The organism is Mycolicibacterium austroafricanum (assembly GCF_000612725.1).
Classification (GTDB): Bacteria; Actinomycetota; Actinomycetes; order Mycobacteriales; family Mycobacteriaceae; genus Mycobacterium; species Mycobacterium austroafricanum.
The window spans coordinates 524,131-538,105 of sequence record NZ_HG964452.1 but is presented as its reverse complement, the minus strand read 5'-3'; the positions used below and the strand labels follow the sequence as shown (position 1 = coordinate 538,105).

The following is a 13,975-nucleotide window of genomic DNA, read 5'->3' as shown; positions in this document are numbered from 1 at the left end:
GACGTCAGCCGCGTTTCTGCAGCAGGACCGAGACCGTGAGCACCGCCAGACCGGCGAGCGCCAGCACCGCGCCCGCTGCGGCAGGAGCGGTGTAGCCGAGACCCGCGGCGATCACCAGGCCACCGACCCACGCGCCCGTCGCGTTGCCGATGTTGAGCGCCGAATGATTCAGCGCCGCAGCCAGAGTCTGCGCGTCGTGCGCGACGTCCATCAGCCGGGTCTGCAGCGCCGGGCCGACCGCCGAACCGGTGAGGCCGATGAGGAACAGCACCAGCAGCGCGGTCCACGGGTTGTGCGACGCGACGACGAAGAGCGCGAGCGCACCGCACAACGCACCCAGTGACAGGTAGAGCGCACGGACCACCGAACCGTCGGCCAGCCGGCCGCCGACGAGGTTGCCGAGCACCATGCCGAGGCCGAACATCATCAGCGCCAACGGGACGAGGCCACGCGGCATGCCCGCCACATCGGTCATGGTGGTGGTGATGTAGGTGTAGACGGCGAACATGCCGCCGAAGCCGATCATCCCGACGAGAAGCGCCAGCCACACCTGGGGGCGGCGCAGCGCGCCGAGTTCGGTGAGCGGGCTGGTGGCCCGCATGAACTTCAGCTGGAACGGCAGCCAGCACCACAGCGCCGTCAAGGTGACCAGGCCGACACCCACCACCAACCCGAAAGCTGCTCGCCAGCCCAGGGATTGGCCGAGCCACGACGCGATCGGTACACCGAGCACCGTGGCGACCGTCAGGCCGGTCAGCACATGGGCGACCGCCTTGGCCCGGTTCTGCGGACCCATGAGGTGCGCGGCGACCAGGGCCGCGACACCGAAGTACGCGCCGTGCGGCAGGCCCGCGAGGAACCGGGCCGCGATCAGTGTCTCGTAGGTCGGCGCCAGCATGCTGGCCAGGTTGCCGATGGTGAACAACGCCATCAGCGCCAGCAGGAGCTTGCGCCGCGCCATCCGCGCCGTGACGGCAGCGATCACCGGGGCACCGACCACGACCCCGAGGGCGTAGGCCGAAATGACATGGCCGGCTGTGGGTTCGGAGACACCCATGCCGGTCGCGATGTCGGGAAGCAGACCCATTGCCACGAATTCGGTGGTGCCGATCCCGAATCCGCCGAGTGCGAGCGCGACCACGGCGAGCCGGCGCACCACCGGATCGGGGGCGGCCACCGACACGGGGCCGGACGGGCGATGGAGGGTGTCGGTCACAGGGCTCGCACAGTGGTGACGGTCGGCGTGCTGAGTTTGAGGGCGACGTCGGCGAGTCGGCGGATGCGGTCCCAGTCGCGGCGGCGGACAGCGTCGGCCGGGGCCAACCAGTCGGCACTGACACACCCGACGTTGGGCGCCGCGAGATAGCCGGTGAGATCGGCCGCGGTGATGCCGCCCGATGCGCAGAACCGCGCGGCGGGGGCGAACGCCGCCAGCGCCTTGAGGTGGCGCAACCCGCCCGCGGCCGCGGCCGGGTGCAGCACCAGGTCGGTGTAGCCGGCGTCGAGAAGTCCCGCGGCCTCGGCGGCCGTGGTGACACCGGGCAGGTGTGGCAGCTCGCTGTCGCGCATCGCGGCGCATAGGGCGGCGCTGCCTTTGGTGGCGACCAGGAACTCGGCGCCCGCCGCACGGGCCCGCTCCGGCTGATCGGCCTCGGTCACGGCGCCCGCTCCGACGATCACGTCGGGCGCCTCCTCGGCGATGCGTGCGATGGCTTCGAGTGCGGTGGGCCCGTCGAGCGCCACCTGGACGAGCGGCAGGCCGGCCGCGGTGATCGCACGCGCGACGGGCACCGCGTCGGCGGCGCGGCGCACGCTGATGACGGGCATCACCGGGGCGACGTCCAAAAGCGATCTCGGCTCTTTCACGTCCTCCACCGTAGACGCGGATTAGGTATCTCTCAATCGGAGTTACGTACTTGAAATGCAGAAGTAAACGAAGTTACGCTCTGTTCATGGCCTTATTCAGGACATCCTCAGCATCGTCGGTGGGTGATGTCTTCGCCCTCATCAGGCACAAGCGCGATCTCACCCGGACCGAGATCGGCAGACTCACAGGCTTGTCGCGCACCGCGGTCACCGCACGGGTGAGCGAACTCACGTCCCGCGACCTGGTCGTCGAGCGCGAGCAGGCACCGTCCACCGGCGGCCGGCCCGCTGCCCTGCTCAGCTTCAACGCCGACGCCGGGGTGGTGCTGACCGCCGCAGTCGGTGGTAGTCGGACCCGGCTGGCGGTGTGCAACCTGGCCGGCGACGTGCTGACGGCCGCCGACATCGACCAGGAGCCCGGGCTGGGCCCGCAGGATCTGATGCCGCAGGTGGTCAAAGGACTCGAGGGGTTGCTGGCCGAATCCGGACACAGCGATTCCGTGTACGGCGTCGGCCTCAGCCTGCCCGGTACCGTCGACCAGGAACGCGGCAGCAGCATCGACACCCCGGTGCTCAGCGGCTGGGACGGCGCGCCCCTGATCCCGTACTTCCGTCAACTCACCGAGGCTCCTGTCGTGCTCGGCAACGACGCCAACGTCATCGCGCTTGCCGAATGGCGCGCAGGGGCAGGCCGCGGATTCGACGACCTGCTCGTGGTCAAGGCCTCCACCGGGCTGGGCGCGGGCATCATCGCCGGGGGCGCGCTGCAGCGCGGCGCCATCCGCGCGGCCGGCGAGTTCGGCCACAACAAGACCGTGGCTGCCGAGGGCCGGCCGTGTCGCTGCGGTGACACCGGCTGCCTGGAGACCGTCGCGGGAGGCTGGGCGCTGGTGCGCACGCTCGCTCGGGAGGGCAGACCGGTGGGGAATCTGCGTGATCTCGTTGAGCTGGCCCATTCCGGAGATGCGCTGGCGCGCAGGTTGATCCGTGACAGCGGGCGCCACATCGGCGAGGTGCTCGCGGGCGCGGTCAACCTGCTCAACCCGGCGGCCCTTGTGGTGGCCGGTGACGTCGCAGGCGCCTACGACATCTTCGTGGCCGGATTGCGGGAGACGTTGTACGGCAACGCGACCGCGCTGGCCACCCGGGTGCTGGAGATCCGGCCCGCGCAGCTCGGAGACCGCGGAGGCTGTCTCGGCAGCGCGATGATGGTGCTCGACCAGGTCCTCGGCCCGCGGGCTGTCGACGCGCTCATCGCCGCTTGACTCTGCAGTTACTGCGGAGCCCTGCCGAGGAACGTGTGCACGATGTTGTGCTGCCAGCCGGGCATGCTTTCGCTGTGCACGTCGACGAAGCCGTTGCGCCGCAGCCGGTCCCGGAATTGCGCGGCTCCGTCGAAGTTGTTGACGCTGCGGCGCAGGTACCGGTACAGGCCGGCGTCGCCGGAGCGCAACCGTCCCGCCGGGATGATGATCGCCGTGCTGACGAGGTTCCAGACGGCCGTGGCCAGTCGGGAGTCACGCACCGAATACTCGTGGACGGCCAGCACGCCGCCGGGTCGCAGCAGCGAACGCAGCGATCCCAGTACGCTGTCCGGGTCCTCGACGTTGCGAATCAGGTAGGCCGCGAGAATGCCGTCGAACGGGCCGGTCACGCCGGCGGCGGCCAGCGTCTCCGCCCGGCTGTGCACGAACGTCACCGACGGCGGCCACGTCTTGGCGCGCGCCTGCTCCAGCATCCCCGCCGAGCCGTCGACCGCCACGATGTCGGCCAGCGGGGCGGCGCTCAACAACGCTGCAGTGGATGCGCCTGTACCGCAACCGATGTCGAGAAGTCGCAGGCCACGCCCCTGGTCGGGCAGGCGCATCCGACGTGCCGAGAGGCGCAGATGCGCGTGATAGCCCGGATTGGCGCCGACCAGTCCGTCATAGGCCGGTGCCCCGGCGTCGAACGCGTCGGGAACGTCGTAGTTTCTCGCCGTCATACCGGTCGACGTTAACCGTTGCGGTCGGTCGCCACGCCCGTTCTGTGCAGGTGGGCCATGCCCGGCCCGGGCCGCCGACGGCCCGCCGCGATCAGGCATCGCGTCGTCGCGGGTCGATGACCGGTAGTGTCGCTGATCAGAGCACGTCCAGGGGCCACGGCTCCGTGACACCGAAGGACACGGTTTGGCGCACTATCTGCTCGCCGTCAGCCCGCTTCGGGGGCACGTGATGCCGATGGTCAACGTCGGGATCGGCCTGCAGGCGCTCGGCCACGACATCTGCGTGCTGACGGGCGCCGAGTTCAGCGACGCGGTGCACGCCGCCGGGCTGCAGATGATCCCGCTGCCCGACAGTGTGCGCATCGACCCGCCCGCGGCTGCGCCCGCGCTGCTGCGGAAGTTGCCCGTCGCGGTGCGGCGGTTCTGGCTGGGCCGTGCCGAACTGGCCTCGGTGTTCGCCGAACCCCTTGCCGCAGAAGCACAGTCACTGCGGGCGGTGCTGCGGAACGGCTCGGTGGACGCGATCGTCGCCGATGTGGCGTTCACCGGTGTGCTTCCGGTCCTGCTGCAGGACTCACCACGGCCACCGGTCGTCGTGTGTGGGGTGGGCCCGCTGACGATCTCGAGCCGGGACACGCCGCCGTTCGGCGTGGCCTGGCAACCCGAGCGCGGCCTCGATTACCGGCGGATGACCACCGCTGCGCACCGGGTGATCATGCGGTCAAGCCAGCGACGCTTCAATCATGCTCTGCGACAGGCGGGTTCGGATGCCTGCCCGCTCTTCGTCAGCGACTGGCCGCGGCTGGCGGACGGGTTGCTGCAACTGTCGGTGCAGGCGTTGGAGTATCCACGCGGCGACCTTCCGGCCACGGTCGAGTTCGTCGGTCCGGTGCTGCCTGCGGGACCGGAGGATTTCGACCCGCCGCACTGGTGGGGCGACGTGATGAATGCCGGCGCGGTCGTGCACGTCACGCAGGGCACTTTCGACAACGCCGACCTGGACCAGCTGATCGCCCCGACCCTGGAGGCCCTCGGCGACCGCGCCGACCTGCTCGTCGTCGCCACCACCGGCGGCCGACAGGGGCAGCGCATCCACGGCCGGATCCCGGCCAATGCGCGAATCGCCGACTGGATCCCCTATTCGGCGCTGCTTCCGCACGTCGACGTGATGATCACCAACGGAGGCTACGGCGGGGTGCAACACGCGCTGGCCCACGGCGTGCCGCTCGTCGTCGCGGGCGAGACCTCCGACAAAGCCGAGGTCGCCGCCCGTGTCGACTACAGCGGCGTCGGCATCGACCTCAAGACGGCGACGCCGACACCCGAGGCGATCCGGGCCGCCGTGGACCACGTCCGCCGCGACGGCCGCTACCGGAGCGCCGCCGAGCGGCTGCGGTCGGCGATCGAAGCGTCGACCCCGGTGGACGCCATCGCGAACGCGATCAAGCGGCTGTGCAACGCCTGATCACAGCTTGGCGATGACGTTCTCGGCGAACATCTCCAGGTTGCGGATCTTGGCGTCCAGCGGCTCGGTGTCCTGACCCTGGATGTAGGGGATGCGGAAGCCGACGATCACGTCGGTGACGCCCTTGTCCTCCAGCCGCTTGATCCCGTCGGCGGTGTAGGCGTCGATCGAGATCACGTGGATCTGATAGTCCGCGTTGTCGGCGGTTCCGGCTTCCTCGCGGAACCTGTTGAGTTTGCCGAGCAGCGCGTCGAGTTCCTCGGGGTCACCGCCCCCGTGCATCCAGCCGTCGTTGCGGGCGGCGCGACGCAGCGCCGCGTCGGCGTGCCCGCCGATCAGGATCGGGATGGGCTTGGTCGGCGCCGGGGTCATCTTCGTCTTCGGGATGTCGTAGAACTCGCCGTGGTACTCGAAGTAGTCGCCGGACGTGAGGCCGCGGATGATGGCGATGCACTCGTCCATCCGCTTACCGCGCTTGGCGAACGGGACGTTCATCAGTTCGTAGTCCTCGGGCCACGGGCTGGTGCCGACACCGAGCCCGAGACGGTTGTCGAACAGCGCGGCCAGCGAGCCGGCCTGCTTGGCGACCAGCGCGGGCGGCCGGATCGGCAGCTTGAGCACGAAGTGGTTGAAGTGCAGCTTGGTGGTGACCGCACACAAGGCGGCGGTCAGCACGAACGATTCGATGAACGCCTTGCCGTCCAGGAATTCACGGTTGCCGTCAGCGGTGTACGGATACTTCGAATCCGACTCGAACGGGTAGGCCACGCTGTCGGCGATCGTCATCGCGTGATAGCCGGCGGCCTCGGCGGCCTGTGCCAAGGGGATGTAGAACGTGGGGTCGGTCATCGCTTCGGCATAGGTGAATCGCACGGGGCCTCCTGCTGGTCGGTTAACTGAATACTAGAACGTGTTCTAATCCGCCGGTGCCCGATTGTCTGACGTGGGGGTGACCACGATCATGGACGCATGGGTTTGTTTCTGCTGCGCGCGGCGTTGACCGGACTGGCACTGTGGGTGGTGACGCTGATCGTGCCCGGCGTCCAGTTCGTCGGTGGTGACTCGACGGCGGCACGCGTAGGCATCATCTTCGTCGTCGCGGTCATCTTCGGGCTGGTCAACGCGGTCATCAAGCCCGTCGTGCAGATCATCTCGATCCCGCTCTACATCCTCACGCTAGGCCTGATCCACATCGTGATCAACGCGTTCATGCTGTGGATCACGTCGTGGATCACCGAGCACACCACCCACTGGGGGCTCTCCATCGACGACTTCTGGTGGACGGCGATCTGGGCGGCCATCGTGCTGTCGATCGTCAGTTGGCTGCTGTCCCTGATCGTCAAGGCGGACTGAACCATGCCCGAGCTGCCCGAGGTCGAAGCCCTCGCCGATCACCTGCGCCGCCACGCGGTCGGCCTGACCGTCGGCCGGGTCGACGTCGCGGCGCTGTCGGTGCTCAAGACCTTCGACCCGCCGATCTCCGCGCTGTACGGGCAGGAAGTCACCGGAGCCAACCGGTGGGGGAAGTACCTCGGGCTGCAGGCCGGTGAGTTGCATCTGATCACCCATCTGTCGCGCGCGGGCTGGCTGCGCTGGTCGGACAAGCTCGCCGCTGCGCCGCTGAAGCCAGGCAAGGGACCGATCGCGCTGCGGGTCCATCTGGGCCCCCCGGGGGAGTCCCCGGGGCCGAATGTCGCCGCCGGGGCGGCTCCGGGCTTCGACCTGACCGAGGCCGGTACCCAGAAACGCCTCGCGGTGTGGCTGGTCACCGACCCGATGGCGGTCCCGCAGATCGCCTCGCTGGGTCCGGACGCGCTGTCGTTGACCGGGCAGGCGCTGGCGGAGGTGCTCGGTGGGCAGTCGGGGCGGATCAAGACCGTCATCACCGACCAGAAGGTGATCGCCGGGATCGGCAATGCCTACAGCGACGAGATCCTGCACGTCGCCAAGCTGTCGCCGTTCGCCACGGCGAACAAACTGACGCCGTCGCAACTGGTGACGCTGCACGACGCGATGATCTCGGTGCTGACCGACGCGGTGACCCGGTCCGTCGGCCAGCAGGCGGCCACCCTCAAAGGGGAGAAGCGTTCCGGCCTGCGGGTGCACGCCCGCACCGGCCTGCCCTGCCCGGTCTGCGGGGACACCATCCGCGAGGTGTCCTTCGCCGACAAATCGTTCCAGTACTGCCCGACGTGCCAGACCGGCGGCAAGGTGCTCGCCGACCGCCGCATGTCCCGACTTCTCAAATAGCCACTCGTCTCTCGCCGAAATTGCATTCCAGCAGGCGCTCACTCGCGGTTTGGCTGCTGGAATGCAATTTCGGCGATTTCTGGTCACTTGTTTAACTCGGTTATTCTTCGCGCATGACTCGGCAGAAGATCCTGATCACCGGCGCGAGCTCCGGACTCGGTGCGGGTATGGCCCGGCAGTTCGCGGCCAAGGGGCGAGACCTCGCTCTGTGCGCACGCCGTCTCGACAACCTCGACGAGCTCAAAGCCGAGCTGCTCGAGCGCTACCCCGACATCAAGGTCGCGGTGGCTGCGCTCGACGTCAACGACCACGAGCAGGTGCCCAAGGTCTTCAACGAGCTCAGCGAAGAACTCGGCGGCATCGACTGCGTGATCGTCAACGCGGGCATCGGCAAGGGCTACCCCCTGGGTGGCGGCAAGCTGTGGGCCAACAAGGCCACCATCGAGACGAATCTCGTTGCCGCGCTGGTGCAGATCGAGAGCGCGCTGGAGATCTTCAAGGCCGCGGGCAAGGGCCATCTGGTGTTGGTGGCGTCGGTGCTCGGCAACGTCGGCGTCCCCGGCACCAAGGCGGCCTACTCGGCGAGCAAGGCCGGCGTCATCTCGCTGGGTGAATCGCTGCGCTCGGAGTACGCGTCGGGACCCATCAAGATCACAGTGCTCGAGCCCGGCTACATCGAGTCGGAGATGACCGCGAAAGCGAACAAGACCATGCTGATGGTCGACAACGAGACCGGCGTGAAGGCCATGGTCGACGCGATCGAGAAGGAGAAGGGCCGCGCGGTGGTCCCTGGCTGGCCCTGGTGGCCGCTGGTGGAGGTCATGAAGGTGCTCCCGCCGCGCTTCGCCAAGTACTTCGCCTGACCGGTAGGCAATCTCGCAGAACTGTCCACTCCGGCGGGCGGGGGTTCCTACCCTCGATGAATGGCGGATCAGCTTGACCGGCGGCGGGAAGCGCGCAGTTTCCATTTCGACCGGCACACACCGCAATACCGTGACCGGTTCCAGGAGATCACCGCGCAGATGCAGGCCCGGTGCCCGCTCGCGTGGACCGACACCTACGGCGGGCACTGGGTAGCCGCCGGCAACAGGGAAGTCTTCGAGCTGGCCCGGTGTCCGCATGTCTCCAACGACAACGACATCGACGGCACGCGCAGGGGCTACACCGGTATCAACATCCCCCGCGGTGACTACAGCGTCGCGTTCCGCGGCGGCATGCTGGAGATGGACGACCCCGAGCATCGCGAGTACCGCAGCCCGCTCAACGGGTATCTGTCACCCGCGGCGGTGCGGCGCTGGGTGCCGGTCGTCGACGAACTCGTCAAGGCGTGCCTGGACGAGAAGATCGAAGACGGCCGTATCGACTTCGTCGACGACCTGGCCAACATCGTCCCCGCGGTGCTGACGCTGGGGCTGCTGGGCGTCCCGCTCAAGGACTGGGAGATCTACTGCGAGCCGGCCCACGCCTCGGTGTACACGCCCGCGGACTCCCCGGACTTCCCCCGCGTGGCCGATCTGGCGATCGCGTCGGCGATGGGAATGATGCATCACGTCGCCGAGATCCGGCAGACGCCGCGGCCGGGACTGATCGACGCGCTGGTCCGAACCCGGATCGACGGCCAGCCCGCGCCGGACACCGAGATCATGGGCATGCTGATGCTGCTGATCGGCGGCGGGTTCGACACCACCACCGCGCTGACCGCGCATGCGCTGGAATGGCTCTCGCAGCACCCCGACGAGCGTGAGCGGCTCAGCCGGGACCGCGACACGCTGCTCGACCCGGCGACAGAAGAGTTCCTGCGTTACTTCACTCCCGCACCGGGCGACGGGCGCACCGTGGCCGAGGACATCGAGGTCGACGGCGTGGTGCTCAAAGAGGGCGAGCGACTGTGGTTGTCGTGGGCGATGGCCAACCGGGACCCGGCGCTCTTCCAGAACCCCGACGAGGTCGTCCTGGATCGAAAAGGAAACCGCCACTTCAGTTTCGGCCTCGGCGTGCACCGGTGCATCGGATCGAATGTCGCGCGCACGGTGTTCAAGTCGATGCTGACCGCGGTGCTCGACAGGATGCCTGACTTCCAGTGCGACGCCGCGGGGGCCGTGCACTACGAGACGATCGGCGTCATCCAGGGCATGCAGCATCTGCCCGCCGCTTTCACGCCGGGCCCGCGGCTGGGCCCCGGGTTGGAAGCCACGCTGGAGAAGCTCCAGCGCGTCTGCGACGAGCAGCAACTGGCGGCGCCGATCACTGTCCACAAGGCCGCCGCGGTCATTTAGGGATTCGGGTGTAGTTGGTCAACATGGCGTTGACCAACGACACCGAAATCGCTCGGGTTGCTTGACGGATCGTTGGGTTTTCCTAACAATTGGTTAGGTGAGCCCGGTACGGCGCGGGGAGACCTTCCCCATCCACAACCGCATCGGTGTACTGCGCGCCGAACGGCGAATGTCTCGGGCGCAGCTCGCCGAGCAGATCGACGTCAACCCGCAGACCGTCGGCGCGCTGGAGCGGGGCGACCACTATCCGAGCCTCGACCTGGCCTTCCGCATCTGCGAGGTCTTTGACCTGCCCGTCGAGGCGGTGTTCTCCCGCAAACCCTTCCCGCCGCTGTCGACCGAGCTCTACCGAAAGGACGGACGACCGCAAGGAGGAAAAGCTCATGCCTGACGCCACGCTGATCGACCGCTACCAGGATTTCCGCACCAGGCGCTTCCTGAAACACGAACGCACCTACTCGAATGCGCTTCCGGGCTGGCGCCCGCAGCGACGGCGTCGCATCATCGTCGCCGGTCTGGCGAGCACCTTCGTCGTCATGGCGGTGGTAAGTGTGCTGTGCGCGTTCGGAATCGACTGGGCGCCGTTGATCTGGCTGCCGGCCGCCGCGGCGTTCTTCCCGCTGTGGCTGCTGCTGCAGATCGTGTCCGGCCGCCAGGGCGACGCCCCAGACGCGGCACTCGACGAATACGAGTTGGCGCAGCGCAACAACGCGCGGTCCATCGGCTTGACGGTGACGCAGAACCTGATGCTGATCCCGATCTTCTACCTGATCTTCGGCTCGGTGATGACCCGCGGCACCGACACCGACATGGCCTATGCCGGCGGGTTGATGGCACTGACCGTGCTGCTGATCGGCGGCTGCGCGCCGGCGATGATCCTGGGCTGGACCCGACCGGACCCCGACGCCTGAGCGATTTCGGCGTGCACGGTAGCGGGCAACGCGACCCGGCACGCCGCAATCACGCGGTGCGGCCCCGCTCGGTCCGATAGCGGCGCACCAGCGCGTCCGTCGACGAATCCGACTGTGCCGCAGGCGAGTCAGCCCCGGTGAGCACCGGCAGCAGCGCCTTGGCCTGCGTTTTGCCCAGCTCCACCCCCCACTGGTCGAAGGAGTCGATGCCCCAGATGACGCCCTCGACGAAGACCTGATGCTCGTAGAGTGCGATCAGCTGGCCCACCACCGACGGCGTCAGCTTGGTCGCCAGGATCGAGGTGCTCGGCCGGTTGCCCGGCATCACCTTGTGCGGCACCACATTCGGCGGTGTGCCCTCGCCGGTGATCTCCTCGGCCGTCTTGCCGAACGCCAGCACCTGCGTCTGGGCGAAGAAGTTGCTCATCAGCAGGTCGTGCATGCTGCCGGTGCCGTCGGCGGTCGGCAGGTCGTCGGTGGGCTCACTGAACCCGATGAAATCCGCCGGAACCAGTCGGGTGCCCTGATGCAGCAACTGATAGAACGCGTGCTGGCCGTTGGTTCCGGGCTCGCCCCAGAAGATCTCTCCGGTGCCGGTGGACACAGGTGTGCCGTCGGCGCGCACCGACTTGCCGTTGGACTCCATCGTCAGCTGCTGCAGGTAGGCGGCGAAGCGTGCCAGGTCATTCGAATAGGGAAGCACCGCACGCGTTTCGGCGCCGAAGAAGTTGCTGTACCACAGCCCGATCAGGCCGAGCAGCACCGGCGCGTTGGCCTCCAGCGGCGCGCTGCGGAAGTGTTCGTCGACCAGATGGAAGCCGGCGAGGAACTCGGCGAAGCGTTCCCGGCCGATCACCGCCATCACCGACAGCCCGATCGCCGAATCCACCGAGTAGCGCCCGCCGACCCAGTCCCAGAAGCCGAACATGTTGGCGGTGTCGATACCGAAGTCGTCGACGAGCTTGGCGTTCGTCGACACCGCGACGAAGTGCTTGGACACCGCGTCCTGTCCGGCACTGCCGCCGAGTCCGTCAACCAACCACCGTCGTGCGGCCGTCGCGTTGGTCAGTGTCTCCAGCGTCGAGAACGTCTTCGACGCGATGATGAAAAGCGTTGTGGCGGGGTCGAGTCCGTTGAGCTTGGCGACCAGGTCGGCGGGGTCGACGTTCGAGACGAAGCGCGCGGAGATGCCCGCGTCGGCGTAGTGGCGCAGCGCCTGGTCGACCATCACCGGGCCCAGATCCGAGCCGCCGATGCCGATGTTGACCACCGTCGTGATGCGTTCACCGGTCGCGCCGCGCCACTCGCCGCTGCGCAACCGGTCGGTGAAATCGCCCATCCGGTCCAGCACTTCGTGTACGTCGGCGACCACGTCCTGCCCGTCGACCGTCAACGACGCGTCCCGCGGCAACCGCAGCGCGGTGTGCAGCACCGCACGGTCCTCGGAGGTGTTGATGTGCGCACCGGAGAACATCGCGTCACGCTTGGCGGGTAGGCCGGCCGTGCGCGCCAGATCCAGCAGCAGGTCCAGCGTCTCACGGGTGACGCGGTGCTTGCTGTAGTCGATGTAGAGATCGCCGACGGTGAGCGCGAACCCGGTGCCGCGGGTGGGGTCGTCGGCAAAGAGCCCGCGCAGATCCTTGGCGCGAATCTCGTCGTGGTGGCGGGACAGAGCCTGCCAGGCGGGCGTGGCAGTGATGTCGGAACCCATGAGCAGAACCCTAGTGCGGACGCGCGGACGAAGGAGTAAATGATGGAGGTATGGATACCTCCGCGCTGCTGAAATCCGTGCCGACCGGTCTGTGGATCGGCGGTGAGGAACGCCAGGGCACGTCGACGTTCAGCGTTCTCGACCCCAGCGACGACGAAGTGCTGGCGACGGTGGCCGACGCCACGGCCGACGACGCCCGCGACGCGCTCGACGCCGCGTGCGCGGTGCAGGGCGAGTGGGCCGCCACCCCGGCGCGCAAGCGCGGCGAGATCCTGCGGTCGGTGTTCGAGACGATCACCGCGCGCGCCGACGACATCGCCGCGCTGATGACTCTGGAGATGGGCAAGGTTTTCGCAGAGAGCAAGGGCGAGGTCACCTACGGCGCCGAGTTCTTCCGCTGGTTCGCCGAGGAGGCCGTGCGCATCGAAGGCCGCTACACCCCGGCTCCCGCCGGCACCGGCCGGATCCTGGTGACCAAGCAGGCCGTCGGCCCCTGCTACGCGATCACTCCGTGGAACTTCCCGCTGGCGATGGGCACCCGCAAGATGGGCCCGGCGTTCGCCGCCGGCTGCACGATGATCGTCAAGCCCGCCCAGGAGACCCCGCTGACCATGCTGCTGCTGGCCAAGCTGATGGCCGAGGCGGGCCTGCCCAAGGGCGTGCTGTCGGTGCTGCCCACCAGCAATCCGGGCGCGGTGACCGAGGCGCTGATCAACGACGGCCGGCTGCGCAAGCTGACGTTCACCGGATCGACCGGTGTGGGCAAGGCGCTGGTGAAGCAGTCGGCCGACAAACTGCTGCGCACCTCGATGGAGCTGGGCGGCAACGCGCCGTTCATCGTCTTCGACGACGCCGACGTCGACGCCGCCGTGGACGGGGCGATCCTGGCCAAGATGCGCAACGGCGGCGAGGCCTGCACCGCGGCCAACCGCATCCACGTCGCCAACGCGGTGCGCGAGGAGTTCACCGAGAAGTTCGTGAAACGGATGAGCGAGTTCACCCTCGGCAAGGGCCTCGACGAGAAGTCGACGCTGGGTCCGCTGATCAACGCCAAGCAGGTCGCCACCGTCACCGAACTGGTGTCCGACGCGGTGTCGCGCGGCGCGACCGTCGCGGTCGGCGGTGTCGCACCGGGCGGGCCCGGCAACTTCTACCCGGCCACCGTGCTGACCGACGTGCCCGCCGACGCGCGCATCCTCAAGGAAGAGGTGTTCGGGCCCGTCGCGCCGATCGCCGGGTTCGACACCGAGGAGGAGGGCATCGCCGCGGCCAACGACACCGAGTACGGCCTGGCCGCCTACGTGTACACCCAGTCGCTGGACCGCGCGCTGCGGGTGGCCGAGAACATCGAGTCCGGAATGGTCGGCGTCAACCGCGGGGTGATCTCCGACGCCGCCGCGCCGTTCGGCGGGATCAAGGAATCCGGCTTCGGCCGCGAGGGCGGCACCGAGGGCATCGAGGAGTACCTCGACACGAAGTACATCGCACTGACCAGATAGCCGGCCCGCCGGC

The 13,975-nt window shown here is 68.3% G+C and carries 14 protein-coding genes; 9 read left to right on the top strand and 5 right to left on the bottom strand.

Annotated elements, in window-relative coordinates; translation table 11 throughout:
- Positions 1–4 precede the first annotated feature (4 nt).
- Entirely contained in the window at positions 5–1,216 is a 1,212-nt protein-coding gene (locus tag BN976_RS13010) for an MFS transporter (RefSeq protein ID WP_011782035.1), read from the bottom strand.
- Positions 1,213–1,866, bottom strand: coding sequence for a bifunctional 4-hydroxy-2-oxoglutarate aldolase/2-dehydro-3-deoxy-phosphogluconate aldolase (gene eda / locus BN976_RS13005; RefSeq protein ID WP_036371434.1), 654 nt, complete (start codon positions 1,864–1,866; stop codon positions 1,213–1,215). The genes BN976_RS13010 and eda overlap by 4 nt, the downstream gene beginning before the upstream one ends.
- Positions 1,867–1,952: 86 nt before the next feature.
- On the opposite strand from eda, the gene BN976_RS13000 reads away from it, so the two are divergent.
- Entirely contained in the window at positions 1,953–3,131 is a 1,179-nt protein-coding gene (locus BN976_RS13000) for an ROK family transcriptional regulator (RefSeq protein WP_036371115.1), read from the top strand.
- A gap of 8 nt (positions 3,132–3,139) precedes the next feature.
- Here the strand turns inward: BN976_RS13000 and BN976_RS12995 are convergent, their stop codons facing one another.
- Positions 3,140–3,850 (bottom strand): class I SAM-dependent methyltransferase, encoded by a 711-nt coding sequence (locus tag BN976_RS12995; protein ID WP_011782032.1) that lies wholly within the window; start codon positions 3,848–3,850, stop codon positions 3,140–3,142.
- 184 nt (positions 3,851–4,034) lie between these two features.
- On the opposite strand from BN976_RS12995, the gene BN976_RS12990 reads away from it, so the two are divergent.
- On the top strand, positions 4,035–5,315 hold the full coding sequence (locus BN976_RS12990; RefSeq protein WP_199558936.1) for a nucleotide disphospho-sugar-binding domain-containing protein: 1,281 nt from the start codon (positions 4,035–4,037) through the stop codon (positions 5,313–5,315).
- On the opposite strand, the gene BN976_RS12985 is transcribed toward BN976_RS12990, so the two are convergent.
- Positions 5,316–6,188, bottom strand: a complete 873-nt coding sequence (locus tag BN976_RS12985; RefSeq protein WP_036371112.1) for an LLM class flavin-dependent oxidoreductase — start codon at positions 6,186–6,188, stop codon at positions 5,316–5,318. It abuts the gene before it with no gap.
- 96 nt (positions 6,189–6,284) lie between these two features.
- Between BN976_RS12985 and BN976_RS12980 the strand changes: the two genes are divergently transcribed.
- From BN976_RS12980 to BN976_RS12955, 6 genes are all read left to right on the top strand, one after another.
- Complete coding sequence (locus tag BN976_RS12980) at positions 6,285–6,668, top strand: phage holin family protein (protein ID WP_011782029.1); 384 nt, start codon at positions 6,285–6,287, stop codon at positions 6,666–6,668.
- A 3-nt stretch (positions 6,669–6,671) separates the two neighbouring features.
- Entirely contained in the window at positions 6,672–7,565 is an 894-nt protein-coding gene (locus BN976_RS12975) for an Fpg/Nei family DNA glycosylase (protein WP_036371109.1), read from the top strand.
- A gap of 113 nt (positions 7,566–7,678) precedes the next feature.
- Positions 7,679–8,428, top strand: coding sequence for an SDR family oxidoreductase (locus BN976_RS12970; protein ID WP_036371107.1), 750 nt, complete (start codon positions 7,679–7,681; stop codon positions 8,426–8,428).
- 60 nt (positions 8,429–8,488) lie between these two features.
- Positions 8,489–9,841: a cytochrome P450 gene (locus tag BN976_RS12965; protein WP_011782026.1), complete on the top strand. Its 1,353-nt coding sequence runs from the start codon at positions 8,489–8,491 to the stop codon at positions 9,839–9,841.
- A 97-nt stretch (positions 9,842–9,938) separates the two neighbouring features.
- On the top strand, positions 9,939–10,232 hold the full coding sequence (locus BN976_RS12960; protein ID WP_011782025.1) for a helix-turn-helix transcriptional regulator: 294 nt from the start codon (positions 9,939–9,941) through the stop codon (positions 10,230–10,232).
- Positions 10,225–10,752: a hypothetical protein gene (locus tag BN976_RS12955; protein WP_011782024.1), complete on the top strand. Its 528-nt coding sequence runs from the start codon at positions 10,225–10,227 to the stop codon at positions 10,750–10,752. The genes BN976_RS12960 and BN976_RS12955 overlap by 8 nt, the downstream gene beginning before the upstream one ends.
- A 49-nt stretch (positions 10,753–10,801) precedes the next feature.
- On the opposite strand, the gene pgi is transcribed toward BN976_RS12955, so the two are convergent.
- Positions 10,802–12,463 carry a glucose-6-phosphate isomerase gene (gene pgi / locus BN976_RS12950; protein WP_011782023.1) on the bottom strand — a complete coding sequence of 554 codons (1,662 nt, stop codon included), beginning with the start codon at positions 12,461–12,463 and terminating at the stop codon, positions 10,802–10,804.
- Between the two features lie 50 nt (positions 12,464–12,513).
- On the opposite strand from pgi, the gene BN976_RS12945 reads away from it, so the two are divergent.
- Positions 12,514–13,962: an NAD-dependent succinate-semialdehyde dehydrogenase gene (locus tag BN976_RS12945; protein WP_011782022.1), complete on the top strand. Its 1,449-nt coding sequence runs from the start codon at positions 12,514–12,516 to the stop codon at positions 13,960–13,962.
- The last annotated feature ends 13 nt before the right edge of the window (positions 13,963–13,975 follow it).

Coding starts and splice junctions, on each gene's coding strand:
- BN976_RS13000 (WP_036371115.1), top strand. CDS start 1,953: ATGGCCTTATTCAGGACATCCTCAGCATCGTCGGTGGGTGATGTCTTC.
- BN976_RS12995 (WP_011782032.1), bottom strand. CDS start 3,850: ATGACGGCGAGAAACTACGACGTTCCCGACGCGTTCGACGCCGGGGCA.
- BN976_RS12980 (WP_011782029.1), top strand. CDS start 6,285: ATGGGTTTGTTTCTGCTGCGCGCGGCGTTGACCGGACTGGCACTGTGG.
- BN976_RS12975 (WP_036371109.1), top strand. CDS start 6,672: ATGCCCGAGCTGCCCGAGGTCGAAGCCCTCGCCGATCACCTGCGCCGC.
- BN976_RS12970 (WP_036371107.1), top strand. CDS start 7,679: ATGACTCGGCAGAAGATCCTGATCACCGGCGCGAGCTCCGGACTCGGT.
- BN976_RS12965 (WP_011782026.1), top strand. CDS start 8,489: ATGGCGGATCAGCTTGACCGGCGGCGGGAAGCGCGCAGTTTCCATTTC.
- BN976_RS12955 (WP_011782024.1), top strand. CDS start 10,225: ATGCCTGACGCCACGCTGATCGACCGCTACCAGGATTTCCGCACCAGG.
- pgi (WP_011782023.1), bottom strand. CDS start 12,463: ATGGGTTCCGACATCACTGCCACGCCCGCCTGGCAGGCTCTGTCCCGC.
- BN976_RS12945 (WP_011782022.1), top strand. CDS start 12,514: ATGGATACCTCCGCGCTGCTGAAATCCGTGCCGACCGGTCTGTGGATC.